Source organism: Klebsiella sp. 10-1, from assembly GCF_009758445.1.
Lineage (GTDB): Bacteria > Pseudomonadota > Gammaproteobacteria > Enterobacterales > Enterobacteriaceae > Klebsiella > Klebsiella scottii.
Window position 1 is genome coordinate 1 of sequence record NZ_WQRE01000020.1, and the last position, 22,784, is coordinate 22,784.

The following is a 22,784-nucleotide window of genomic DNA, read 5'->3' on the forward strand; positions in this document are numbered from 1 at the left end:
GGTAAGCGCACTCCTGAGGAGGACAAATTCGTCGGGAACGAATTTGCACAGCACGCCGTGCAGCCCGGAGGGTGGCGGGCAGGAGGCCCGGCATACAACGGCCAGGCATCAGACAGGCGAAGAAACCTCATGCGCAGGCATGGGGTTTTTTTGTTGTCTGCGGTTCAGGAAAAACGGTGTACCGCAGCGCTACGCGCCGCGATCCGCGACTAAACCTTGCTGCCATCACCCTCGTTCTTCTTCTAACCAGCGCACAATGAATGCCGCTATCTGCGAAATATTGTTTAAATCCAGCTGGGGTAAAGATGTCGTAACCGGAGCATCGCTGGCCACGGCAATAACGTATTTATCCAGAATAAGATCCTCAACATGATGCCCGCCGTTTTGCCGAAAAAGTACGATCTTCGCCACAGGTTCATGCTTAAAACCCTCTACCAGCACGATATCCAGCTTTGCGGCATCCATCCGGCTAACCAGCCACGGCAGGTCCACTTCTTCTTGATCCGGGGTTTCAGTCATCAGCGCCCAGCGCTGAGTACTGGCGACAATGGTTTGCGCGGCGCCTGCTTTACGCAGCTCATAGCTGTCTTTCCCGGGCTTATCGACATCCATATCGTGATGGGTATGCTTTATCAAACCAGGACGCAACCCCTCGGCGCATAATGCAGGGATCAGCTGCTTTAATAAGGTTGTTTTACCGGTTCCGCTCCAGGCCGAAATGGCCAATACAGGGATCATGAAGGCTCCTGAATATTCTGCAAATCAGCAAGGGTATTCATATTAATAAACGCAGACTTTACGTCACTAAAATCGACGCTATGCCCTCCTGCCTGACGCATAAAGACCATCACCCGTCGCTCGCCGGCCGCCAGATAGGCCTCAAGCTGTGGTATCAGCTGGCGATGCATCAGGGCTATAGCGGGATGATCCCGCTCCCCGTCGTGCGCCCAGACCACCGGGGATGCTTGTTTCTGCTGCATCAAACGTTCAACCAGAAACGGGGGGATAAACGGCGTGTCGCAGGGGCAAAACGCAAACCAGGGACACTCTATCTGCTGCATCACCGACAGCATACCGGCCAGCGGCCCGGGAAAATCGTTAAGGCTATCGGTATAGATTGGGTAACCCGTCGCTCGCCAGATTTCCAGATTACGGTTAGCGCTGATCGCCAGACTCGTCACCTGCGGTTCCAGCGCACCTGTAACATAGCGCCATAGCGGTTGCCCGTTTAGCGGCTGCAGTCCTTTATCCACTCCGCCCATCCGCGTGGCTTTTCCGCCGGCCAGCACGACGCCGGTTATTGCCTCGCCTTGCATATAAATATCGCCTCTTTCATTGTGGGATTGACCCTGTTAACTTGTGCCTATCAAGAGTAAGGAGCATGACCATGAAATGTAAACGTCTGAATGAAGTTATTGAACTCCTCCAGCCAGCCTGGCAAAAAGAGCCGGAACTGAATCTGATTCAATTCCTGCAGAAACTGGCGAAAGAGGCCGGTTACAAGGGGGAACTTGCCGATCTTTCTGACGATATTCTTATTTACCACCTGAAGATGCGTGACTCTACAAAAGAAGCCGTTATTCCGGGGATTAAGAAAGATTATGAAGAAGATTTCAAAACGGCCCTGCTGCGCGCTCGCGGCGTGATTAAAGAGTAAAAGGTTGTAAGTGCGACCGCAGAATGAGTTATGAGATGATATCCTGAACTATTCGTACGATTATCGGATGTCAGGATGCACGATAAGGCTTTCAATTTTCAGACGCTTCACCCGGATACCATCATTGATGGCCTGTTTGATCTGGGGATGCGGGTAGACTCAGGTCTCACCCCGCTGAATAGCTATGAAAACCGCGTTTACCAGTTTCAGGACGAAGATCGCCGCCGCTATGTGGTGAAGTTCTATCGTCCTGAGCGTTGGTCTGCCGAACAGATCCTCGAAGAACACCAGTTTACCCTCCAGCTAGAGCAGGATGAGGTGCCCGTCGCCGCGCCGCTGCTCTTCAACGGTCGCTCGCTTCATCAGCACCAGGGCTTCTTCTTTGCCGTTTTCCCAAGCCTGGGCGGGCGTCAGTTTGAAGCGGATAACCTCGATCAGATGGAATGGGTAGGGCGTTTTCTTGGCCGCCTGCATCAAACCGGGCGCAAGCAGCTCTTTGTTGCCCGACCAGAGATCGGCATTAAGGAATATTTACTCGAGCCGCGCGCGGTCTTTGAGCAATCAACGCTGATACCAGCCGGCCTGAAGGGACGTTTTCTTGCTGCCGCTGATAAGCTGATCGATGCGGTCACGGCGAAGTGGGACGGTGGTGCCAGGATCCTGCGCCTGCATGGTGACTGCCACGCCGGAAATATTCTCTGGCGCGATGGCCCGCTTTTTGTCGATCTGGATGATGCCCGTAATGGTCCCGCCATCCAGGATCTCTGGATGCTGCTGAACGGCGATAAAGCCGAGCAGCGCATGCAGCTGGAGACGATCGTTGAAGCTTATGAAGAATTCAGCCCGTTTAACACCGACGAAATTGCCCTAATTGAACCTTTACGCGCCATGCGCTTAGTTTACTACCTTGCGTGGTTGCTCAGACGCTGGGACGATCCTGCCTTCCCTATCAACTTCCCATGGCTGACCGAGGAAGACTACTGGCGCGGGCAGAGCAAAACTTTTCTTGAGCAGGTGAAGGTTCTACAGGAACCCCCTCTTCAGTTAACGCCAATGTATTAATCTGATATTTCCAGGAGAGAGTTAAAAATGAAAAAAATTTGGCTGGCGCTGGCTGGTATGATTCTGGCTTTTAGTGCATCCGCTGCCCAGATAACCGACGGCAAGCAGTACATTACCCTCGAGAAGCCGGTTGCAGGCGAGCCTCAGGTGCTCGAATTCTTCTCGTTCTACTGCCCGCACTGCTATCAGTTTGAAGAAGTGCTGCACGTTTCTGACAACGTGAAGAAAAAGCTGCCGGAAGGCGTCAAAATGACCAAATATCACGTTGAGTTCCTTGGCCCGCTGGGCAAAGATTTAACTCAGGCGTGGGCGGTGGCCATGGCGCTGGGCGTTGAAGATCGGATCACCGTGCCGATGTTTGAAGCGGTACAGAAAACGCAAACCGTGCAGACCGTTGCCGATATTCGTAAAGTCTTCGTTGACGCCGGCGTGAAGGGTGAAGATTACGATGCGGCCTGGAACAGCTTCGTGGTGAAATCGCTGGTTGCTCAGCAGGAAAAAGCGGCTGCTGACCTGCAGCTGCAGGGCGTGCCGGCGATGTATGTTAATGGTAAATATCAGCTGAACCCGCAGGGGATGGATACCAGCAATATGGACGCATTTGTCGCCCAGTATGCTGATACCGTTAAGCAGCTGGTTGAGAAGAAATAAAAAAATAACGCCGGTCACTGACCGGCGTTGTTGCTTTCGGGCTCAATAAGATTACTTTTCCTGCCGTCGCAGCATTTCCGTCAGCCGACCGTCTTTTTCTTGCCATAACTCGTTCAGCCACCGCTGAAAACGACGTTTAAAGTTTTTATCATTCACGTAATCACCGTGCAGCTCTTGCGCAACGGGCATCAGATTAACGCGGACCACGATACGCGTGAGGCGGCCGCAGAGCATATCGTAAAAGGGGCGCCGGTTATTCTGTGGATAGCATAACGTCACGTCCAGCAGCTTATCGAACTGACTACCCAGTACGTTTAGCGCCATCGCAATGCCCGCCGCCTTTGGGGGCAATAAATTGGCGTAAGGCGAACGGGTCTGGTGCTGCTTTTCCTCGGTGAAACGCGACCCTTCTACGAAGTTAACGATGGTCGTTGGGTAAGCGCGGAATTTCTCGCAGGAGCGACGGGTCGTTTCAACATCTTTGCCGCGGCGCTCCGGGTGGCGAATTAAATAGCCTCGCGAGTAGCGACGCATAAAGGGCATATCCAACGCCCAGCATGCAAGACCGATAAAGGGCACCCAGGCTAACTGCTGCTTGAGGAAATATTTGTTCATCGGTATATGCTTGCGGAACAGAACGCAGAGCACCACGATATCTGCCCAGCTATGATGGTTGCTAATGAGCAGATACCAGTTTTTTTTATTCAGCCCTTCAAGACCCTGCACGTCCCACTTCAGCCTCGGATTGAGGTACAGCAGCAGCGCCAGCCCTTCGCACCAGCAGTACATCATGAAATTGCAAAAATGAGATATAGCCCGCCATACCGCAGGGATCGGCAGCAGCAGTTTAATCAGTCCGGCGATGATTATCGGTACGGAACAAATAATGGTGACTAAGATGGTAAGAGCGATACTCAGAGGAAGCGTTATCGCAACGAGTAATCTCGACATAGTTATTTTATTCAGAAAGTTAGGCTGAGAAAGAGCGCGATTAAACAGCGCAAGAGCCTGATTTTATCAGAAAACGCAGCAAATGATGGGTCTAACGAGAATAGAAAAATACGCGGATCTTATATCCACATGGAGCATTGAGTCATCGCTACGGTTTTAAATCAATAATACATATATAACATTATGATAAATAAACACTAATTATAATGATACGTGCTGTTTTACCGACGCTCTGGCTACCAGTCTAAAACTATGCACAAACTTATCCACAGATAGCCTCACCGCACGATCGACCGGATCGATGAATCTTTTCGGCGAAATGTGGGAAAAATTCAGGTTTTCATGCCTGTCTGTGGCATCCTTTATCCATAATCTGATAAACAGGCACGGAAATTATGGTTCAGATCCCTGAAAACCCCCTCATCCTCGTTGACGGCTCCTCTTACCTTTACCGGGCGTATCACGCATTCCCGCCGCTGACCAACAGCGCAGGCGAGCCGACCGGCGCAATGTACGGCGTGCTGAATATGCTGCGAAGCCTGATCCTGCAGTACCAGCCCACCCATGCCGTGGTGGTGTTTGATGCCAAAGGAAAAACTTTCCGTGACGAACTGTTTGAGCACTACAAATCCCACCGTCCGCCGATGCCCGACGATCTGCGCGCGCAGATTGAGCCGCTGCACACGATGGTGAAAGCCATGGGCCTGCCGCTGATGGCGGTACCGGGCGTGGAGGCTGACGATGTGATTGGCACCCTGGCGCGTGAGGCTGAAAAAGCGGGTCGTCCGGTATTGATCAGTACCGGCGATAAGGACATGGCTCAGCTGGTCACTCCGGGTATCACCCTGATTAATACCATGACGAATACGATCCTCGGCCCGGATGAAGTGGTGACGAAGTACGGCGTTCCGCCTGAGCTGATCATCGACTTCCTCGCCCTGATGGGCGACTCCTCGGATAATATTCCAGGCGTTCCGGGCGTCGGAGAGAAAACCGCCCAGGCCCTGCTACAGGGATTAGGCGGCCTTGATACGCTGTATGCCGAAGCGGAAAAAATCGCTGGCCTGAGCTTCCGTGGCGCCAAAACGATGGCGGCGAAGCTGGAACAGAATAAAGAGGTGGCGTACCTCTCTTACCAGCTGGCAACCATTAAAACAGATGTGGAGCTGGATCTGAGCTGTGAAGAACTGCTGGTGCTGGAGCCGGCGGCGGACGATCTGCTGACGCTGTTTAAAAAATATGAATTCAAGCGCTGGATAACCGACGTGGAGTCCGGCAAATGGATGCAGGCAAAAGGGAGTAAACCGGCGGCAAAACCAACGCAAGCTGCGGTGGCTGAAGAAGAGCCTGCTGAAGCTGCATCAACGCTGTCTGCCGAAAACTACGTCACGATTCTCGATGAAGAGACGCTGACGGCGTGGATTGAGAAGCTGAAGAAAGCGCCGCTGTTTGCTTTCGATACGGAAACGGACAGCCTGGATAACATCTCTGCCAATATGGTCGGCCTGTCGTTCGCTATCGAACCCGGCGTCGCGGCCTATGTACCGGTTGCGCATGATTATCTCGATGCGCCGGATCAGATCCCGCGCGATCGCGTGCTTGAGCTGCTCAAGCCGCTGCTGGAAGATAACAGCCTCCTCAAAGTTGGGCAAAACCTGAAGTATGACCGCGGGATTTTGGCTAACTATGACATTGAACTTCGCGGCATTGCCTTTGATACGATGCTGGAGTCCTACATCCTTGATAGCGTGGCGGGGCGTCATGATATGGACAGCCTCTCCGATCGCTGGCTAAAACATAAAACCATCACCTTCGAAGAGATTGCCGGCAAAGGAAAGAACCAGCTTACGTTTAACCAGATTGCGTTGGAAGAAGCGGGACGCTATGCGGCTGAAGATGCCGACGTCACTCTGCAGCTGCACCTGAAGATGTGGCCGAAGCTGCAGCAGCACGAAGGGCCGCTGCACGTATTTAAAAATATCGAAATGCCGCTGGTACCGGTGTTATCCCGCGTTGAGCGCAATGGGGTAAAAATTGATCCGGCGGTGCTGCACGCCCATTCTCAGGAGCTCGCTAAGCGCCTGATTGAGCTGGAGCAGAAGGCCTATGAGATCGCCGGGGAAGAGTTCAATCTCTCCTCGCCGAAACAGCTGCAAACAATTCTGTTTGAAAAGCAGGGTATTAAACCGCTGAAGAAAACCCCGGGCGGCGCGCCATCGACTTCGGAAGAGGTGCTGGAAGAGCTGGCGCTGGACTATCCGCTGCCGAAGGTGATTCTTGAGTACCGCGGGCTGGCCAAGCTGAAGTCGACGTATACCGATAAGCTGCCGCTGATGATTAACCCCAAAACCGGCCGGGTCCATACTTCTTATCACCAGGCCGTCACCGCCACCGGGCGTCTCTCTTCAACGGACCCTAACCTGCAAAATATACCGGTGCGTAACGAGGAAGGGCGACGCATTCGTCAGGCGTTTATCGCGCCGCAAGATTATCTCATCGTCTCTGCCGACTACTCGCAGATTGAATTGCGCATTATGGCCCATTTATCTCGTGATAACGGCCTGCTGACCGCTTTTGCTGAGGGGAAAGATATCCACCGGGCGACGGCGGCTGAGGTATTTGGCCTGCCGCTGGAGAGCGTCAGCGGCGAGCAGCGTCGTAGCGCTAAAGCGATCAACTTTGGTTTGATCTACGGCATGAGCGCTTTCGGCCTCGCGCGCCAGCTCAATATTCCGCGCAGAGAAGCGCAGAAGTATATGGATCTCTACTTCGAACGCTATCCGGGCGTGCTGGAGTATATGGAGCGCACCCGCTCGCAGGCTAAAGAGCAGGGATATGTTGAAACTCTGGACGGTCGTCGGCTCTATCTTCCGGACATCAAATCCAGCAACGGCGCGCGTCGTGCAGGCGCCGAGCGAGCGGCAATCAACGCGCCAATGCAGGGTACGGCGGCGGATATCATTAAACGGGCGATGATTGCCGTGGACGAGTGGCTGCTGGCCGAGAAGCCGCGGGTGCGGATGATCATGCAGGTGCACGATGAACTGGTCTTTGAAGTGCATAAAGATGACCTCGATAGCGTGGCGAAAAAGGTCCATGAATTAATGGAAAACAGCACCACGCTGGCGGTACCGCTGCTGGTGGAAGTGGGTAGCGGAGAAAACTGGGATCAAGCGCACTAAGCGTTTCGTGGAGAGAGCCTTTTTCTGTAAGTAAGCAACATAACTTATAGCGTTTTGTGACGATCATTCGAATTTGCTATGTAAAGAGTGAAAAAAAACTACAAAAAGTGCTTTCTCCATAACTGAAAGAAGAGTAGAGTTAATGACGTAGGGTACAGAGGTAAGATGTTCTATCTTTCAGACCTTTTACTTCACGTAATCGGATTTGGCTGAATATTTTAGCCGCCCCGGTCATTTATGACCGGGGCGTTTTTTATTGCGCGAAAGAAAAGTTTTTCTCGACCGGTTCTCGATCGGGATGGTGAGAGTTGGCCTGATTTTGTCGCCCGAATAAGGCGCTACGCGCCGTTATCCGGGGAGTCTGGCGGAGATTACTCCCCGTCTTCGATCTCTTCCTGAGGCGGGATTTCGTTAAACCAGCTATCGAGCTTCTGACGCAGTTTATCGACGCCTGTTTTCTTCAGCGAAGAGAACGCCTCAACCTGCACATCGCCGTTAAAGGCGAGTACCGCTTCACGCACCATATTGAGCTGCGCTTTGCGGGCTCCGCTGGCCAGCTTATCGGACTTAGTGAGCAGCACCAGCACCTGGATATCGCTTTCTACGGCCCATTCGATCATCTGCTGGTCGAGGTCTTTCAGCGGATGGCGGATATCCATCAAAATGACCAGTCCTTTCAGACACAGGCGTTTTTCGAGGTATTCACCCAGCGCCCGCTGCCATTTTATCTTCATCTCCTCAGGGACCTGAGCGTAGCCGTAGCCTGGTAAATCGACCAGGCGTTTGCCGTCGGCAACTTCGAACAGGTTAATTAGCTGGGTTCGTCCCGGCGTTTTTGAGGTACGCGCGAGGCTTTTCTGATTCGTCAGCGTATTCAGGGCGCTGGATTTCCCGGCATTTGAGCGGCCGGCAAACGCCACTTCGATTCCGGTATCGGAAGGAAGATGGCGGATATCCGGTGCGCTGGTGACAAAATGCGTCTGTTGATAATTCCAGTTGGTCAAGACTGTCGTCTCCGTTAAATAAGGCTATGGCGGGGATTATACCTGAACAGCAGAAAAAGACTGTTTTTACCGCATCCCGTGAATTAAGGCCGCTGTAGGTTAAAACCCTATTCTTTGTAAGACATTGACCATTCGTGATATGCGAAATCCATGAGAAAGAGTAGTTAAGTAACAGTTAAAATCGTTGTTTATCAATGTATTAACTCTTGAAGAAAATTCTGAAAATTGCTTTTTTACACCGTGCCTGGTTGTAGGTTTCCTTTAACCCGGTAAAGTAGTGGTCAAGGCGAGGATGCCAACAGGATTATGGCTCAGGATGAGCAGTCAGGGAGTGCCAGGAGGCGAAGACCAGGGATTGTCAGGATGACGGGCGTCTGGAGACGTTTTCAAAGGGAAAGGGATGTAACATTAGCTAAGGGAAAGACAGGGTTTGTCGTTAGCTAACATGGAAAGTGGAAACCCTTTAAGGGTTGTTCGTGAGGAAAAAGGCGACAGAGTAATCTGTCGCCTTTTTTCTTTGCTTGCTTTCTGCTAGATTCCGCCTCAATTCTATACTGAAGAAAACGATCTGAAGATTACACACAATGAAAAAACCTACAGCTGTATCCCGTGGTAAAACACAGCGTAAGACGCGTGAAGAAGTGAATCAGGAATCCCGCGATCGCAAGCGTCAGAAGAAGCATCGCGGTCATACGGCAGGAAGTCGCGCCACCGGCGGAGAAGCCTCTTCGGCTGGCAAAAAAGCAGGTCAGCAGCAAGATCCGCGTATTGGTAGTAAAAAACCGATTCCGCTGGGCGTGACCGAGAGCACCCCGGCTACTAAGCAGCACAAACCGAAGAGCGAGAAACCTATGCTTTCACCGCAGGCTGAGCTGGATTTGCTGGAAAACGATGAGCGCCTGGACGCGCTGCTGGAACGTCTGGAAGAGGGTGGTTCCCTGAATGCTGAAGAGCAGACCTGGGTTGATGCCAAGCTCGATCGCATTGATGAGCTTATGCAGCAGCTCGGCCTCTCCTACGACGATGATGAAGATGAGGAAGAAGAAGAGCGCAAGGAAGATATGATGCGCCTTCTGAAGGGTGGAAACTAACGTTTGCACTCAGTCGGATTCCCGGTCCTGCTTATAACCCTTCTGGTTATGTGTTATCTGCTGTGGTTATTCGCTAAACTACGACGGTTGTCGCGGCGTCAGAAATGGCTGCGCAACCGGCTCATTACCCGAAGTGCGGTTGGGCCGGGGCGGCGTACCCGCCGGCGGCACCATCGGAAGGAGTGAGCATGTCTGTGCAGTTAATCGACTGGGATCTGGCCCTGATCCAAAAATATAACTATTCCGGGCCCCGTTATACCTCGTACCCCACCGCACTGGAGTTTTCTCCAGAATTTGGCGCCGCTGAGTTCGACGAGGCGGTGGCCCGCTATCCGCAGCGCCCGCTATCGCTGTACGTGCATATCCCGTTTTGCCATAAGCTCTGCTATTTCTGCGGCTGCAATAAAATTGTTACTCGCCAGCAGCATAAGGCTGACCAGTACCTGGACGTGCTCGAGCAGGAAATTATTCATCGGGCCCCGCTTTTTACCGGGCGCCAGGTGCATCAGCTGCACTGGGGCGGCGGAACGCCAACCTATCTGAATAAAGAACAAATCAGCCGGCTGATGAATTTGCTGCGCACCCACTTCCGTTTTATTGCCGATGCCGAGATTTCAATTGAAGTCGATCCGCGGGAAATTGAGCTGGATGTGCTGGATCACCTGCGCGCTGAGGGCTTCAATCGCCTGAGTATGGGCGTGCAGGACTTCAATAAAGAGGTGCAGCGTCTGGTGAACCGCGAGCAGGATGAAGAGTTTATCTTTGCTCTGCTCAACCATGCGCGTGACATTGGGTTTACCTCTACCAATATCGATTTGATTTATGGCCTGCCGAAGCAAACGCCAGAAAGTTTTGCCTTTACGCTGCAGAAGGTGGCCGAACTCAATCCCGATCGCCTGAGCGTATTCAACTATGCGCATCTGCCAACGCTCTTTGCCGCGCAGCGTAAAATCAAAGATGCGGACCTGCCTACGGCGGAACAGAAGCTGGATATCCTGCAGGAGACGATCGGCTCGCTCACCGATGCCGGCTATCAGTTTATCGGTATGGATCATTTTGCGCGTCCGGATGACGAGCTGGCGATTGCCCAACGTGAAGGCGTCCTGCATCGCAACTTCCAGGGCTACACCACGCAGGGCGACACCGACCTGCTGGGGATGGGCGTTTCTGCAATCAGCATGATCGGCGACTGCTACGCGCAGAACCAGAAAGAGCTGAAGCAATACTATCAGCAGGTTGATGACATCGGGAACGGCCTGTGGCGCGGTATTGCGCTGACCCGAGATGACTGCATTCGCCGGGACGTCATCAAATCGCTGATCTGTAATTTCCGTCTCGATTTTTCTGCCGTCACCGCGCAGTGGGATGTCGATTGTCGGCATTATTTTGCCGAAGATCTGCAGCTGCTCGAACCGCTGGCGAAAGATGGGCTGGTGGATGTCGATGAAAAGGGGATTCAGGTGACGCCGAAAGGCCGGCTGCTGATCCGCAACGTCTGCATGTGCTTTGATGCCTATCTGCGCCAGAAAGCGCGGATACAGCAGTTCTCACGGGTGATTTAAGCGAAACCCCGGCGGCGCATGGCCTGCCGGGTTGGTAAAACGGCTGGCCGGGCGGCCAGCGCGAACCTTGTTACTCCATTCCCAGCTCTTTCAGCTTGCGGGTAAGCGTGTTTCGTCCCCATCCCAGCAGGCGTGCAGCCTCCTGCTTGTGTCCCTGCGTATGGCGCAGGGCGGTGGTCAGCAGAGTCCGCTCCATTTCCGGCTGAGCCTCAGAGAGCAGGTTTTGATGACCGGATCGCAGGGCGCGATCGGCCCATTGTCCCAGCAGCGTCGCCCAGCTATCCGGCTGTATATGCGTTGGGCTGTCCGGTACCGAGGTTTCAAACAGCTCGCTGGGAAGATCCTGGGTCAGAACTTCCTGACCTGCGGCCATCACCGTCAGCCAGCGGCAGGTATTTTCGAGCTGACGTACGTTACCCGGCCAGGCCAAACGGGTTAGCGCCGTTTCCGTTTCCGGATGCAGCAGCTTAGCCTCAACGCCAAGTTCGCGAGCCGCAACCTGCAGGAAGTGGCGAGCCAGGCGCGGAATATCCTCCCGGCGCTCGCGCAGCGGCGGCAGATGGACGCGTATCACGTTCAGACGGTGGAATAAGTCCTCACGGAATTTACCCTCCTGAACGCGCTGCTCGAGGTTTTGGTGGGTAGCGGCAATGATCCTGACATCCACCTTCACCGGCGCATAGCCGCCAACGCGATAGAACTGACCGTCGGCCAGCACGCGCAGCAGGCGCGTCTGCACGTCCAGCGGCATATCGCCAATTTCATCGAGGAACAGCGTGCCGCCATCGGCCTGCTCAAAACGGCCCTGGCGTACGGTGTTGGCGCCGGTAAACGCTCCTTTCTCATGGCCGAACAGCTCGGACTCGATCAAATCTTTTGGAATTGCGGCCATATTCAGCGCGATAAACGGCGCCTTTGCCCGCGGGCTGTGGCGGTGCAGGGCGTGGGCGACCAGCTCCTTACCGGTACCGGATTCACCGTTGATCAGCACGCTAATGGAAGAACGCGACAGGCGGCCGATAATGCGAAAAACGTCCTGCATCGCCGGCGCTTCGCCGATGATATCGGCCGTTGGGCTGTTTATCGGCGCATTTCTCGGCTGCTGCTGCTCCTGATAGTGGCTGATGGCGCGGTCAACCAGCGCCACGGCTTCATCGATATCAAAAGGTTTCGGCAGATAATCAAAAGCCCCCTGCTGATAGGCGCTTACTGCGGCATCCAGATCCGAATGCGCGGTCATTATGATGACCGGAAGCATCGGATGGCGTTGCTTAATTTGTTTCAGCAGCGCCAGCCCATCCATCCCCGGCATCCGAATATCAGACAGCAGTACATCCGGGGTTTTGGTGGTGAGTGCATCAAGCACCTCGTTGCCGCTTTCAAACGTTGTACAACTCAAGCCTGCCCCGGTGAGCGCGCGTTCAAGCACCCAACGGATGGAGCTATCGTCATCAACGATCCAGGCTATCCCTCGTTGCATAAACACCTCTACTTCCGAATAGGCAGGAACACCGAGAATTCGGTATGCCCTGGCCAACTGGTAAATTCAATTTTGCCGGAGTGTCGATCGATGAGACTGCGGGCAATGGAAAGCCCCAAACCGGTACCGCCTTCGCGACCGCTGACCATGGGATAAAACAGCGTATCCTGTAAATGGGACGGAATTCCCGGGCCGTTGTCTTCAACGTCGATGCGCGCAGCGAGACGGTAGCGTACGCCATGCAGCGTTAGCTGGAAGGCGGTACGGGTACGCAGAATAATTTCGCCGCCTTCTGGCCCCAGCGCCTGCAGCGCATTGCGTACGATATTCAGCAGGACCTGTTCGATTTGGTCCGGGTCGTGCGCCAGCTCCGGCAGGCTAGGGTCGTAATCACGGGTAAGCTTGACGTTATCCGGCAGCTCCATCGAAACCAGCTTCACCACCCGCTCAGCGACTTTATGGATGCTTTCGGTAACGTGCATTCCGGGATGCTGCGGTCCCAGCAGGCGATCGACCAGATTTCTTAAGCGGTCGGCCTGCTCAATGATGACGTTGGTGTATTCCATCAGCGCCGGATCGGGTAGCGCCTTGCTCAGCAGCTGCGCTGCGCCCCGCAGGCCGCCCAAAGGGTTCTTAATCTCGTGGGCCAGGCCGCGGACTAAATCACGCGCCGCGATCTGCTGCGCGTGCTGTAGCTGCTCCTGGCTCAGACGCCGCTGGTTATCCATTGGCGCCATCTCCAGCAGGATTTGCCCTTCCGGCAGACGCTGTGCGGTTAAGGACAGAATATGCGAGCGGCCATCGATCACCAGGGTGACTTCGTTGTCGGTAAAGCCCTGGCCCGCCAGCAGGCTCTCCTGCATCAGACCGATATTCAGCGAAAAGTAGCTCAACAGCTCGGGGAGTGGCGTGCCGTATAGCTTACGTGAACTTTGCGCCAGCAGCTGCTGCGCCGCCGGGTTCGCGTAATGCACCGCCAGGTCGTCATCGACCAATAAGATGCTGTTGATTAAAGAGTTAAGGATCTGCCCAGCATCGGGCTGAGTGCCTGTTGCCATCTGACAGTCTCCTGAAAAGAGTGCACTATTTTAGTGCAGTATAGCTTTTTATAATTAAAAAGCGCATAAGATCAGCATGTTGGTGGAGAAAAAAGCCCATCCTGAGATGGGCTGAAAGTTTCCACGGCAACAAAATATCCTTGGTATCCCACGCCACAACACGGAATACCGAGGATTTACAGCAAAATTAGACGCTGTAGTACAGCTCGAACTCAACCGGGTGCGGAGTCATGCGTACGCGGTCGTTTTCTTCAATACGCAGGGCGATGTAGGCATCGATAGCGTCGTTGGTGAATACGCCACCTGCGGTCAGGAACTCACGGTCAGCGTCCAGCGCGTTCAGTGCTTCTTCCAGAGAGCCAGCAACCTGTGGGATCTCTTTCGCTTCTTCCGGCGGCAGGTCATACAGGTTTTTGTCCATCGCTTCGCCCGGATGGATTTTGTTCTTGATACCGTCAAGACCAGCCATCAGCAGCGCAGCGAAGCACAGGTACGGGTTGGCGGCCGGGTCCGGGAAGCGCACTTCGATACGACGCGCTTTCGGAGAGGTGACCACCGGAATACGGATAGAGGCGGAACGGTTACGGGCAGAGTAAGCCAGCATAACCGGCGCTTCGTAACCCGGGACCAGACGCTTGTAGGAGTTGGTGGTCGGGTTAGCCAAGGCGTTAATCGCTTTGGCGTGTTTGATGACGCCACCGATGTAGAACAGCGCTTGCTCAGACAGGCCAGCATATTTGTCGCCAGAGAACAGGTTTACGCCGTTCTTGGACAGGGACATATGGCAGTGCATACCGGAACCGTTATCGCCAAACATTGGTTTTGGCATAAAGGTCGCTGTTTTACCGAAGCGATGAGCAACGTTGTGCACAACGTATTTGTAGATCTGAATTTCGTCCGCTTTTTTGGTCATGGTGTTGAAGCGGGTAGCGATTTCGTTCTGACCAGCAGTCGCGACTTCGTGGTGGTGAGCTTCAACAACCAGGCCCATCTCTTCCAGGATCATACACATGGTAGAACGGATGTCCTGAGAGGAGTCAACCGGCGGAACCGGGAAGTAACCGCCTTTCACGCCAGGACGGTGACCTTTGTTGCCACCTTCATATTTGGTGGAGGAGTTCCATGCGCCTTCGATATCGTCGATAGCCACGTGGGAACCGGAGATAGAAGCGCCAAAGCGAACGTCATCGAACAGGAAGAACTCTGGCTCTGGCCCGAAGAGTACGGTGTCTGCCAGGCCGGTAGAACGCAGGTACTCTTCAGCGCGTTTAGCGATGGAGCGCGGGTCACGATCGTAGCCCTGCAGGGTGCCTGGTTCCAGGATATCGCAGCGGATGATCAGCGTAGGTTCTTCATAGAACGGGTCGATCAGCGCGGTGGTCGCATCCGGCATCAGAACCATGTCAGATTCGTTAATACCTTTCCAGCCACCAATCGAGGAGCCATCAAACATTTTGCCTTCTTCGAAGAATTCGGCATTAACCTGATGAGAAGGAATCGTGACGTGCTGTTCTTTACCTTTGGTATCGGTGAAGCGCAGATCGACAAACTTCACTTCGTGCTCGTTCAGCATCGTCAAAACGTGTTCAGCGGACATACTTAAACTCTCCCGGATTGGTCATTGTCGTCGTGGTAACGAAAACTTTTTTACTACTTAAAGTGGCGTTGTTGCCTTAAAATAGATAAAGCGAAATCTGTGCCAACTTTTAAATGCTATGTAAAACGCTGTATCATGCGCACCATAGTGCAAAAGAACTGCACCATGATAGGAATAATGCACCAAAATAGTGCCTCAGTGTGAACATTGAGCACCATTTTGGTGCACTTTTTGTTACGGTGCCCTTTTATCGCTCCGTGAAAGCGATCACAAAGAAACTCTGCAATACTTGTTTGCGGAGGATGTTTGTGATCCTGTTCAGTCCTTCGCTTATTACGTGTACAATAACGCGCTATTTCTAATGCCTGAGGCAAAGTTTGTGATCGAAAATCTGCGTAACATCGCCATCATCGCGCACGTTGACCATGGTAAAACTACCCTGGTCGACAAGCTGCTCCAGCAATCCGGTACGTTCGATGCACGTGCCGAAACACAAGAGCGTGTGATGGACTCCAACGATTTGGAGAAAGAGCGTGGGATTACCATCCTCGCGAAAAACACCGCAATCAAATGGAATGATTACCGTATCAACATCGTTGATACCCCTGGGCACGCCGACTTCGGAGGTGAAGTTGAGCGTGTTATGTCCATGGTTGATTCTGTGCTGCTGGTGGTTGATGCCTTTGACGGCCCAATGCCGCAAACGCGCTTCGTCACCAAGAAAGCCTTTGCCCACGGCCTGAAGCCGATCGTGGTCATCAACAAAGTTGACCGTCCGGGCGCGCGCCCTGACTGGGTTGTCGATCAGGTCTTCGATCTGTTCGTTAACCTCGACGCAACTGATGAGCAGCTGGACTTCCCTATCGTTTACGCATCTGCGCTGAACGGTATCGCGGGTCTGGACCACGAAGATATGGCTGAAGACATGACTCCGCTGTATCAGACCATCATCGATCGCGTACCGGCTCCGGACGTTGATATTGATGGCCCGCTGCAGATGCAGATCTCCCAGCTTGATTACAACAACTACGTTGGCGTAATCGGCATCGGTCGCATCAAACGCGGTAAAGTGAAGCCGAACCAGCAGATCACGATCATTGATAGCGAAGGCAAAACCCGTAACGGTAAAGTCGGTAAAGTCCTGGGCCACCTCGGTCTGGAACGTATCGAGACTGACGTCGCGGAAGCTGGCGATATCATTGCGATCACCGGTCTGGGCGAGCTGAACATCTCCGACACCATCTGCGATCCGCAGAACGTCGAAGCGCTGCCGCCGCTGTCCGTTGATGAACCGACCGTATCTATGTTCTTCTGCGTTAACACCTCTCCGTTCTGTGGTAAAGAAGGTAAGTACGTTACTTCTCGCCAGATCCTCGATCGCCTGAACAAAGAGCTGGTACACAACGTAGCGCTGCGCGTTGAAGAAACTCCGGATGCCGACGCATTCCGCGTTTCTGGCCGTGGCGAACTGCACCTGTCCGTTCTTATCGAGAACATGCGTCGTGAAGGTTTCGAAATGGCGGTTTCCCGTCCGAAAGTTATCTTCCGCGAAATCGACGGCCGCAAACAAGAGCCGTTCGAAAACGTAACGCTGGACGTTGAAGAGCAGCATCAGGGTTCTGTGATGCAGGCTCTGGGTGAGCGTAAAGGCGACCTGAAAAACATGAATCCAGATGGCAAAGGCCGCGTACGTCTCGACTACGTGATCCCAAGCCGTGGCCTGATTGGCTTCCGTTCTGAGTTCATGACCATGACCTCCGGTACCGGTCTGCTGTACTCCACCTTCAGCCACTACGATGATGTTCGTGCGGGCGATGTTGGCCAGCGTCAGAACGGCGTACTGATCTCCAACGGTCAGGGTAAAGCAGTTGCGTTCGCACTGTTCAGCCTGCAGGACCGCGGCAAGCTGTTCCTGGGCCACGGTGCTGAAGTTTACGAAGGCCAGATCATCGGTATTCACAGTCGTTCTAACGACCTGACCGTAAACTGCCTGACCGGTAAGAAACTGACCAACATGCGTGCGTCCGGTACTGACGAAGCAACGGTTCTGGTTCCGCCGATCAAAATGACTCTGGAACAAGCTCTTGAGTTCATTGATGACGACGAACTGGTAGAAGTGACCCCTGCTTCCGTACGTATTCGTAAACGTCACCTGACCGAGAACGATCGTAAACGCGCAATGCGCGGTGCGAAAGAAGACTAATTCTCGCTGCCTGTTGATGCCCCAACCCCGCCTTTATGGCGGGGTTTCTTTTTTGGGCGCAAAGCGCTCACCTCATAGTCAAACCCCGCCTTTCCCGCTACAGTTAATTTTCCACGGTGCAAAAGGAGAGGGCCATGCTCTATATCTTTGATTTAGGTAATGTGATTGTCGACATCGACTTCAACCGGGTACTCGGAACGTGGAGTGATTTAAGCCGCATTCCGCTGGCGACGCTGAAGCAGCACTTCACCATGGGTGAGGCGTTTCGCCAGCACGAGCGCGGTGAAATCAGCGACGAAGCCTTCGCTGAAGCGATGTGCCATGAGATGAATATGGCGCTGAGCTATGAGCAGTTTTCCCACGGCTGGCAGGCTGTATTTGTGGCTCTCCGCCCGGAGGTCATCGCGATTATGCAAAAACTACGCGAGCAGGGACACCGCGTCGTCGTGCTGTCGAATACCAACCGCCTGCACACCACTTTCTGGCCAGATGAATATCCGCAGGTGCGCGCCGCGGCCGATCGTATCTATCTTTCGCAGGAGATGGGGATGCGTAAGCCTGAGGAGCGGATCTACCAAAGCGTCCTGCAGGAGGAGGGTTTTTCCGCTGCAGATACGGTCTTCTTTGACGATAACGCCGAGAATATCGCGGGTGCGAACCGGTTGGGAATAACCAGCATTTTGGTGACCGGAAAGGAGACCATCCCCGACTACTTTGCGCAATGATTATGTTAAAAACCGTTCATCAAAAAGCGAAGCACCGGTGCCGGCCGCTGCTGGCCTGGCTAAAGCTGCTGTGGCACCGGATTGATGAAGACAATATGACGACACTGGCGGGAAATCTTGCCTATGTGTCGTTACTCGCGCTGGTGCCGCTGATTGCCGTGGTGTTCGCGCTTTTCTCCGCCTTTCCCATGTTTTCCGAAGTGAGCGGGCAGATACGCCACTTTATCTTTGCCAACTTTATCCCGGCGACGGGGGATGTCATTCAGCGCTATATCGAGCAGTTTGTTGCTAACTCCAGCCGAATGACGGCGGTCGGCGCCTGCGGGCTGATCGTGACGTCGCTGCTGCTGATGTATTCGATCGATAGCGCGCTGAATACCATATGGCGCAGCGCGCGCGCCCGGCCAAAAATCTACTCTTTTGCGGTCTACTGGATGATCCTTACCCTCGGACCTTTACTGGCGGGGGCGAGCCTGGCGATCAGCTCATACCTGTTGTCGCTGCGCTGGGCCAGCGAGCTCAATAGCGTCATTGATGACGTGCTGCGCATCTTCCCGCTGATTTTATCGTGGGCGGCGTTTTGGCTGCTTTACAGCATTGTCCCGACGACGCAGGTGCGAAACCGCGACGCGGTGATAGGATCGCTGGTGGCCGCGCTGCTGTTTGAGGCCGGTAAAAAAGCGTTTGCCCTGTATATCACCGCGTTTCCGTCGTACCAGCTGATTTATGGCGTGATAGCCGTCGTGCCCATTTTGTTTGTTTGGGTGTACTGGACGTGGTGTATCGTCTTGCTTGGGGCTGAAATTACTGTCACTCTCGGGGAATACCGCAAACTAAAAAAAGAAGAAACAGAACAACTATGATTGCATTAATTCAACGCGTATCCCGTGCAAGCGTTACCGTGGAGGGCGAGGTGACGGGTGAAATCGGCCCGGGGCTTCTGGTGCTGTTAGGGGTCGAGAAAGATGACGATGAGCAGAAGGCGAACCGCCTCTGTGAACGCGTGTTGGGCTACCGCATCTTTAGCGATGCGGAAGGCAAAATGAACCTCAACGTCCAGCAGGCTGGCGGCAGCGTGCTGGTCGTCTCACAGTTTACGCTGGCTGCGGATACCGAGCGCGGCATGCGTCCGGGCTTCTCAAAAGGCGCCGCGCCCGATGCCGCTGAGGCCCTGTATGAGTATTTCGTCGCGCGCTGTCGGCAGCAGGAAATGCACACACAGACCGGAAGATTCGCTGCGGATATGCAGGTCTCGCTGGTCAATGATGGTCCTGTAACTTTCTGGTTACAGGTATGAGTCAGCTTCCGGGCCGGCTGCGGGTAACAAAAGAGAGTACAGCTATGTATCACCTTCGTGTACCGCAAACAGAAGAAGAGTTAGAGAGCTACTATCAGTTCCGCTGGGAGATGCTGCGTAAACCGCTGCATCAGCCAAAAGGGTCGGAACGCGATGCCTGGGATGCCATGGCGCATCACCAGATGGTGGTGGATGAAGACGGAAATTTGGTTGCCGTAGGGCGGCTGTACGTTAACGCTGAAAATGAAGCCTCCATTCGCTTTATGGCGGTGCACCCTTCCGTACAGGATAAAGGGCTCGGGACGTTAATGGCGATGACCCTGGAGTCCGTGGCGCGCCAGGAAGGCGTGAAGCGGGTGACCTGCAGCGCCCGCGAGGATGCGGTGGATTTCTTTGCCAAGCTGGGGTTCGTTAACCAGGGCGAGATAACCACGCCAACCACCACGCCGATTCGCCATTTTCTGATGATCAAGCCGATTGCCTCGCTGGACGATATTCTTCACCGCGGTGACTGGTGCGGACAGCTGCAACAGGCCTGGTATCAGCACATTCCGCTCAGCGAAAAAATGGGCGTGCGCATCCAGCAGTACACCGGGAAAAAATTCATCACCACCATGCCTGAAGCGGGCAACCAGAATCCGCACCACACGCTGTTTGCCGGAAGCCTGTTTTCCCTCGCGACCCTCACCGGCTGGGGGCTTATCTGGCTGATGCTGCGCGAGCGGCACCTGGGCGGAACGATTATCCTTGCCGACGCGCATATCCGCTACAGCCAGCCGATTAGCGGCCGCCCGAGCGCGGTTGCGGACCTGGGGTCCTTAAGCGGCGATCTTGACCGCCTGGCCCGCGGCCGTAAAGCGCGGGTACAGCTTCAGGTGGAGCTGTTTGGCGATGAGAATCAGGGTGCCGTTTTTGAAGGCATTTATATCGTTCTGCCCGCGAAGCCGTTTGGCTCGTACGAAGAGGGCGGCAACGAAGAAGAGTAGCCCGCCCCTCTTACCTTATGCGGCGCCTGGTGAACCGCTTCGCCAGGCGATATCCCGCATAGCATCTCGCGCCGCCGGACTGATCCCCCCAAGCTGAAAGAAGCCGTGAATAACCCCGAGGTAGCGCTGAGCGCTGCACTCGACGTTCTGCTGGAGCAGCCGGCGATATAAGGCTTCGCCCTCATCGCGCAGCGGGTCGTATTCTGCGGTAATAATATGCACCGGCGGCAGGCCGTTGAAGTCCTCTCGCCACAGCGGGCTCGCCTCCGGATGGGCAAAGTCGGTCGAGGGTAGATACATCTCGTAGCCGCTCAGCAGCGTATCCCGGGTAATGATGTAATCTTCGCCGTTGCTGACGTAGCTTGCCGAGCGGGCGGTGGCGTCCAGCATCGGGTAAATCAGGATCAGCCGCGCGGGCCGCCACTCTGCCGTTGTTTTCAGCCGCAGGGCGGTAACCAGTGCCAGATGCCCGCCAGCGCTGTCTCCGGCCAGCGTGATGCGCGAGGTATCTACGCCCAGCCGCCCGGCATGGCGGTGGATAATTAAGGCGCCGTTCTGCGCATCATCATGTGCGGCAGGGAAGGTATGCTCGGGTGCCAGCCGGTACTGCACGGCGATGACCCGGCAGCGGCTCTCATACGCCAGCTGCCGAAGCTGCGGATCGTGGGTGGCGAAGCCGCCGCTGATAAAGCAGCCGCCGTGATAGTAAATAACCGTGGGGAGCAGGCCGACGGCGTCCTGCGGCGATATCACGCGAAAGGTCATTCCTTCTATCACGATATCCTCGACCTGCACGCGGGTTTCAGGTTCTCCCGCCAGCACCGTACTGGCCACGTAGCCCGCTCTCCGGTCATCAATATTCTGCGCTCGCGAAGAGGGGCGGCCCGCCGCGATAAACTCATCAACCAGCCGGTTAATGCCTTTTTCCAGCGTCATTTGTCTGTCCTTTTCTGTATGGATATACAGCTTTATAGCCTGGTTTATGGCAGATGAACACGGGATTATTCAGGGCAGGTGCGGGGGAAATGGCGCGCAAAAGAGCGCGGTTAACTCCGGCGAGGCTTTGAGATACGCGGCGTGAGGACAGGCCGGGCAACCTGCGCTACCCGGCAATACGGTGGACTTTACTCGCCTTCGCCCGGGAACATAAACGGGTTGATAGAGCTTCTGGCGAAGCCTTCCTGCTCCATATGGGCATCCAGCACCAGTGAGGCAAGATCGTCGGCAACGGCTTCGACGTTGGGATCTTTTTCCTGATACATAATCTTCAGGTAAGTCCCGCAGTCGCCGCAGCTTTCAGCCTTGATAGCCGCCTGCTCGTTATCCAGCGACCAGTAGTGCAAATCGCGGCTCTGTTCGCAGTTGCTGCACTTCACGCGCACGACGTGCCATTCGGTTTCGCACAGATTGCAGTGCAGGTAGCGCAGCCCCTGAGTGGTACCGATTTGTACCATGCTGGAGACCGGCATCGAGCCGCAAACCGGACAATGCTGGCGATGCTCGCCGTACTCGGCGTGGGCTTTACCGGGGATCAGGCTCGCCATCTGCGCCCAGTAGAGCGACAGCGCGGCCCAGATAAACGGGGCTTTATCGCTACTGACTAAGGCAAAGTCGGACGCGAAAAGCGCGCTCGCCATCAGCTCAAGCTCCTGTTCGGACGCTTTTTCCAGGTTTTCGATCACCGCCAGCGCCGGGCCGCTCATTTCCGGCTTCAGCTCGGCGATAAGCGAATGCAGCAGCTTGTGCCAGTGCTTATCGCGCGGCAGGACGTGAATATCCAGCGGCGGTTTGCCCTGATCATTCGCGGCTTTAAGGCGGGCCGTCAAATCCATCTGCAGCGGATGGTCGTACAGCACCACTTCCTGGGCGTGAGCGATCAGCGCGGCAAAGCGCAGGTAGTCGCCCAGCGGATTGTCTTCCGCCAGCTTGCGCAGGCGCTCAGCGCGGCGGTTATAAAGATTTTTTAGCCTGGGGAACAGTAGCGGCGGAATATATTCCGCCGTGCGTTTCTCGCTCGAACCCAGCTCATCTTGCGGGATTATGCGAATACTCATTCAGTCTTTTTTTCCTGTTTCTGGCGAACTTCGCGATACCAGCGCGGGTGATGTTTCTTCGCCCATGTTTTGGTAACCCAACCTTCCACCATCGCGGTAATGGTGCCTTTCACCCACAGGGCGGCGTAGATATGCACCATGATAACCACAATTAACGCCACTGCGGCAAATGAATGCAGCATTAACGCAAATCGGATCACCGGGATTGAGAACGCAGGCGCAAA

Annotated in this window: 23 protein-coding genes; 13 read left to right on the forward strand and 10 right to left on the reverse strand. The window is 54.5% G+C overall.

Annotated features, from left to right (window positions below; genetic code table 11):
* Positions 1 to 213 (forward strand): hypothetical protein (locus GO007_RS29355; protein WP_223261851.1); only part of this gene is annotated, 213 nt, incomplete at its 5' end.
* A 12-nt stretch (positions 214 to 225) separates the two neighbouring features.
* Here the strand turns inward: GO007_RS29355 and mobB are convergent.
* Positions 226 to 738, reverse strand: coding sequence for a molybdopterin-guanine dinucleotide biosynthesis protein MobB (gene mobB, locus GO007_RS28555; RefSeq protein ID WP_095105722.1), 513 nt, complete (start codon positions 736 to 738; stop codon positions 226 to 228).
* Complete coding sequence (mobA, locus tag GO007_RS28560; protein WP_095105724.1) at positions 735 to 1,316, reverse strand: molybdenum cofactor guanylyltransferase MobA; 582 nt, start codon at positions 1,314 to 1,316, stop codon at positions 735 to 737. The genes mobB and mobA overlap by 4 nt, the downstream gene beginning before the upstream one ends.
* Positions 1,317 to 1,387: 71 nt before the next feature.
* On the opposite strand from mobA, the gene GO007_RS28565 reads away from it, so the two are divergent.
* The 3 genes from GO007_RS28565 (at position 1,388) to dsbA (ending at position 3,370) form a co-directional block, all read left to right on the forward strand.
* Positions 1,388 to 1,657 carry a YihD family protein gene (locus tag GO007_RS28565; protein WP_045853708.1) on the forward strand — a complete coding sequence of 90 codons (270 nt, stop codon included), beginning with the start codon at positions 1,388 to 1,390 and terminating at the stop codon, positions 1,655 to 1,657.
* Positions 1,658 to 1,732: 75 nt separating this feature from the next.
* Positions 1,733 to 2,719 carry a serine/threonine protein kinase gene (locus GO007_RS28570; protein WP_095105725.1) on the forward strand — a complete coding sequence of 329 codons (987 nt, stop codon included), beginning with the start codon at positions 1,733 to 1,735 and terminating at the stop codon, positions 2,717 to 2,719.
* Between the two features lie 27 nt (positions 2,720 to 2,746).
* Positions 2,747 to 3,370: a thiol:disulfide interchange protein DsbA gene (gene dsbA / locus GO007_RS28575; RefSeq protein WP_041143379.1), complete on the forward strand. Its 624-nt coding sequence runs from the start codon at positions 2,747 to 2,749 to the stop codon at positions 3,368 to 3,370.
* Positions 3,371 to 3,421: 51 nt separating this feature from the next.
* Here the strand turns inward: dsbA and GO007_RS28580 are convergent, their stop codons facing one another.
* On the reverse strand, positions 3,422 to 4,321 hold the full coding sequence (locus tag GO007_RS28580) for an acyltransferase (RefSeq protein ID WP_095105727.1): 900 nt from the start codon (positions 4,319 to 4,321) through the stop codon (positions 3,422 to 3,424).
* Between the two features lie 395 nt (positions 4,322 to 4,716).
* Between GO007_RS28580 and polA the strand changes: the two genes are divergently transcribed.
* Positions 4,717 to 7,503: a DNA polymerase I gene (polA, locus tag GO007_RS28585; protein ID WP_095105730.1), complete on the forward strand. Its 2,787-nt coding sequence runs from the start codon at positions 4,717 to 4,719 to the stop codon at positions 7,501 to 7,503.
* Positions 7,504 to 7,668: 165 nt separating this feature from the next.
* Positions 7,669 to 7,716 (forward strand): small protein SpfP, encoded by a 48-nt coding sequence (gene spfP, locus GO007_RS29760; protein WP_071892919.1) that lies wholly within the window; start codon positions 7,669 to 7,671, stop codon positions 7,714 to 7,716.
* 158 nt (positions 7,717 to 7,874) lie between these two features.
* On the opposite strand, the gene yihA is transcribed toward spfP, so the two are convergent.
* Positions 7,875 to 8,507, reverse strand: a complete 633-nt coding sequence (yihA, locus tag GO007_RS28590) for a ribosome biogenesis GTP-binding protein YihA/YsxC (protein WP_095105733.1) — start codon at positions 8,505 to 8,507, stop codon at positions 7,875 to 7,877.
* 584 nt (positions 8,508 to 9,091) lie between these two features.
* Between yihA and yihI the strand changes: the two genes are divergently transcribed.
* Entirely contained in the window at positions 9,092 to 9,598 is a 507-nt protein-coding gene (yihI, locus tag GO007_RS28595; protein WP_095105736.1) for a Der GTPase-activating protein YihI, read from the forward strand.
* Between the two features lie 188 nt (positions 9,599 to 9,786).
* Positions 9,787 to 11,160 (forward strand): oxygen-independent coproporphyrinogen III oxidase, encoded by a 1,374-nt coding sequence (hemN, locus tag GO007_RS28600; protein ID WP_095105739.1) that lies wholly within the window; start codon positions 9,787 to 9,789, stop codon positions 11,158 to 11,160.
* Positions 11,161 to 11,230: 70 nt separating this feature from the next.
* On the opposite strand, the gene glnG is transcribed toward hemN, so the two are convergent.
* From glnG to glnA, 3 genes are all read right to left on the reverse strand, one after another.
* Complete coding sequence (gene glnG / locus GO007_RS28605; RefSeq protein ID WP_095105742.1) at positions 11,231 to 12,640, reverse strand: nitrogen regulation protein NR(I); 1,410 nt, start codon at positions 12,638 to 12,640, stop codon at positions 11,231 to 11,233.
* 8 nt (positions 12,641 to 12,648) lie between these two features.
* Positions 12,649 to 13,698, reverse strand: a complete 1,050-nt coding sequence (gene glnL / locus GO007_RS28610) for a nitrogen regulation protein NR(II) (protein WP_095105745.1) — start codon at positions 13,696 to 13,698, stop codon at positions 12,649 to 12,651.
* 187 nt (positions 13,699 to 13,885) lie between these two features.
* On the reverse strand, positions 13,886 to 15,295 hold the full coding sequence (glnA, locus tag GO007_RS28615) for a glutamate--ammonia ligase (protein WP_045853701.1): 1,410 nt from the start codon (positions 15,293 to 15,295) through the stop codon (positions 13,886 to 13,888).
* Positions 15,296 to 15,674: 379 nt separating this feature from the next.
* On the opposite strand from glnA, the gene typA reads away from it, so the two are divergent.
* From typA to fabY, 5 genes are all read left to right on the forward strand, one after another.
* Positions 15,675 to 17,498 carry a ribosome-dependent GTPase TypA gene (typA, locus tag GO007_RS28620; RefSeq protein WP_095105748.1) on the forward strand — a complete coding sequence of 608 codons (1,824 nt, stop codon included), beginning with the start codon at positions 15,675 to 15,677 and terminating at the stop codon, positions 17,496 to 17,498.
* Positions 17,499 to 17,632: 134 nt separating this feature from the next.
* Positions 17,633 to 18,223, forward strand: coding sequence for a glucose-1-phosphatase (gene yihX, locus GO007_RS28625; RefSeq protein WP_095105751.1), 591 nt, complete (start codon positions 17,633 to 17,635; stop codon positions 18,221 to 18,223).
* A 2-nt stretch (positions 18,224 to 18,225) separates the two neighbouring features.
* Positions 18,226 to 19,086, forward strand: coding sequence for a virulence factor BrkB family protein (locus tag GO007_RS28630; protein ID WP_095105765.1), 861 nt, complete (start codon positions 18,226 to 18,228; stop codon positions 19,084 to 19,086).
* Positions 19,083 to 19,520, forward strand: a complete 438-nt coding sequence (gene dtd / locus GO007_RS28635) for a D-aminoacyl-tRNA deacylase (protein WP_095105754.1) — start codon at positions 19,083 to 19,085, stop codon at positions 19,518 to 19,520. Before GO007_RS28630 ends, dtd begins: the two co-directional genes overlap by 4 nt.
* A gap of 44 nt (positions 19,521 to 19,564) precedes the next feature.
* Positions 19,565 to 20,506, forward strand: coding sequence for a fatty acid biosynthesis protein FabY (fabY, locus tag GO007_RS28640; RefSeq protein WP_157349441.1), 942 nt, complete (start codon positions 19,565 to 19,567; stop codon positions 20,504 to 20,506).
* Positions 20,507 to 20,521: 15 nt separating this feature from the next.
* Here fabY and GO007_RS28645 read toward each other — a convergent pair whose 3' ends face one another.
* The 3 genes from GO007_RS28645 to GO007_RS28655 all read right to left on the reverse strand — a co-directional run.
* On the reverse strand, positions 20,522 to 21,442 hold the full coding sequence (locus GO007_RS28645) for an alpha/beta hydrolase (RefSeq protein WP_095105758.1): 921 nt from the start codon (positions 21,440 to 21,442) through the stop codon (positions 20,522 to 20,524).
* A gap of 188 nt (positions 21,443 to 21,630) precedes the next feature.
* The gene (fdhE, locus tag GO007_RS28650) at positions 21,631 to 22,560 is read right to left on the reverse strand and encodes a formate dehydrogenase accessory protein FdhE (RefSeq protein ID WP_095105761.1); all 930 of its coding nucleotides are present in this window, start codon (positions 22,558 to 22,560) and stop codon (positions 21,631 to 21,633) included.
* Positions 22,557 to 22,784, reverse strand: a 228-nt coding sequence (locus GO007_RS28655; protein WP_463351422.1) for a cytochrome b family protein, incomplete at its 5' end; no start/stop codon positions are given. The genes fdhE and GO007_RS28655, both read right to left, overlap by 4 nt.

What these genes read in the sequence shown, in the direction of transcription:
- mobA (WP_095105724.1), bottom strand. Translation starts at nt 1,316, where the DNA reads ATGCAAGGCGAGGCAATAACCGGCGTCGTGCTGGCCGGCGGAAAAGCC.
- yihX (WP_095105751.1), top strand. Translation starts at nt 17,633, where the DNA reads ATGCTCTATATCTTTGATTTAGGTAATGTGATTGTCGACATCGACTTC.
- GO007_RS28570 (WP_095105725.1), top strand. Translation starts at nt 1,733, where the DNA reads ATGCACGATAAGGCTTTCAATTTTCAGACGCTTCACCCGGATACCATC.
- GO007_RS28580 (WP_095105727.1), bottom strand. Translation starts at nt 4,321, where the DNA reads ATGTCGAGATTACTCGTTGCGATAACGCTTCCTCTGAGTATCGCTCTT.
- dtd (WP_095105754.1), top strand. Translation starts at nt 19,083, where the DNA reads ATGATTGCATTAATTCAACGCGTATCCCGTGCAAGCGTTACCGTGGAG.
- glnA (WP_045853701.1), bottom strand. Translation starts at nt 15,295, where the DNA reads ATGTCCGCTGAACACGTTTTGACGATGCTGAACGAGCACGAAGTGAAG.
- mobB (WP_095105722.1), bottom strand. Translation starts at nt 738, where the DNA reads ATGATCCCTGTATTGGCCATTTCGGCCTGGAGCGGAACCGGTAAAACA.
- GO007_RS28645 (WP_095105758.1), bottom strand. Translation starts at nt 21,442, where the DNA reads ATGACGCTGGAAAAAGGCATTAACCGGCTGGTTGATGAGTTTATCGCG.
- dsbA (WP_041143379.1), top strand. Translation starts at nt 2,747, where the DNA reads ATGAAAAAAATTTGGCTGGCGCTGGCTGGTATGATTCTGGCTTTTAGT.
- hemN (WP_095105739.1), top strand. Translation starts at nt 9,787, where the DNA reads ATGTCTGTGCAGTTAATCGACTGGGATCTGGCCCTGATCCAAAAATAT.
- glnL (WP_095105745.1), bottom strand. Translation starts at nt 13,698, where the DNA reads ATGGCAACAGGCACTCAGCCCGATGCTGGGCAGATCCTTAACTCTTTA.
- polA (WP_095105730.1), top strand. Translation starts at nt 4,717, where the DNA reads ATGGTTCAGATCCCTGAAAACCCCCTCATCCTCGTTGACGGCTCCTCT.
- yihI (WP_095105736.1), top strand. Translation starts at nt 9,092, where the DNA reads ATGAAAAAACCTACAGCTGTATCCCGTGGTAAAACACAGCGTAAGACG.
- fabY (WP_157349441.1), top strand. Translation starts at nt 19,565, where the DNA reads ATGTATCACCTTCGTGTACCGCAAACAGAAGAAGAGTTAGAGAGCTAC.
- fdhE (WP_095105761.1), bottom strand. Translation starts at nt 22,560, where the DNA reads ATGAGTATTCGCATAATCCCGCAAGATGAGCTGGGTTCGAGCGAGAAA.
- glnG (WP_095105742.1), bottom strand. Translation starts at nt 12,640, where the DNA reads ATGCAACGAGGGATAGCCTGGATCGTTGATGACGATAGCTCCATCCGT.
- GO007_RS28630 (WP_095105765.1), top strand. Translation starts at nt 18,226, where the DNA reads ATGTTAAAAACCGTTCATCAAAAAGCGAAGCACCGGTGCCGGCCGCTG.
- GO007_RS28565 (WP_045853708.1), top strand. Translation starts at nt 1,388, where the DNA reads ATGAAATGTAAACGTCTGAATGAAGTTATTGAACTCCTCCAGCCAGCC.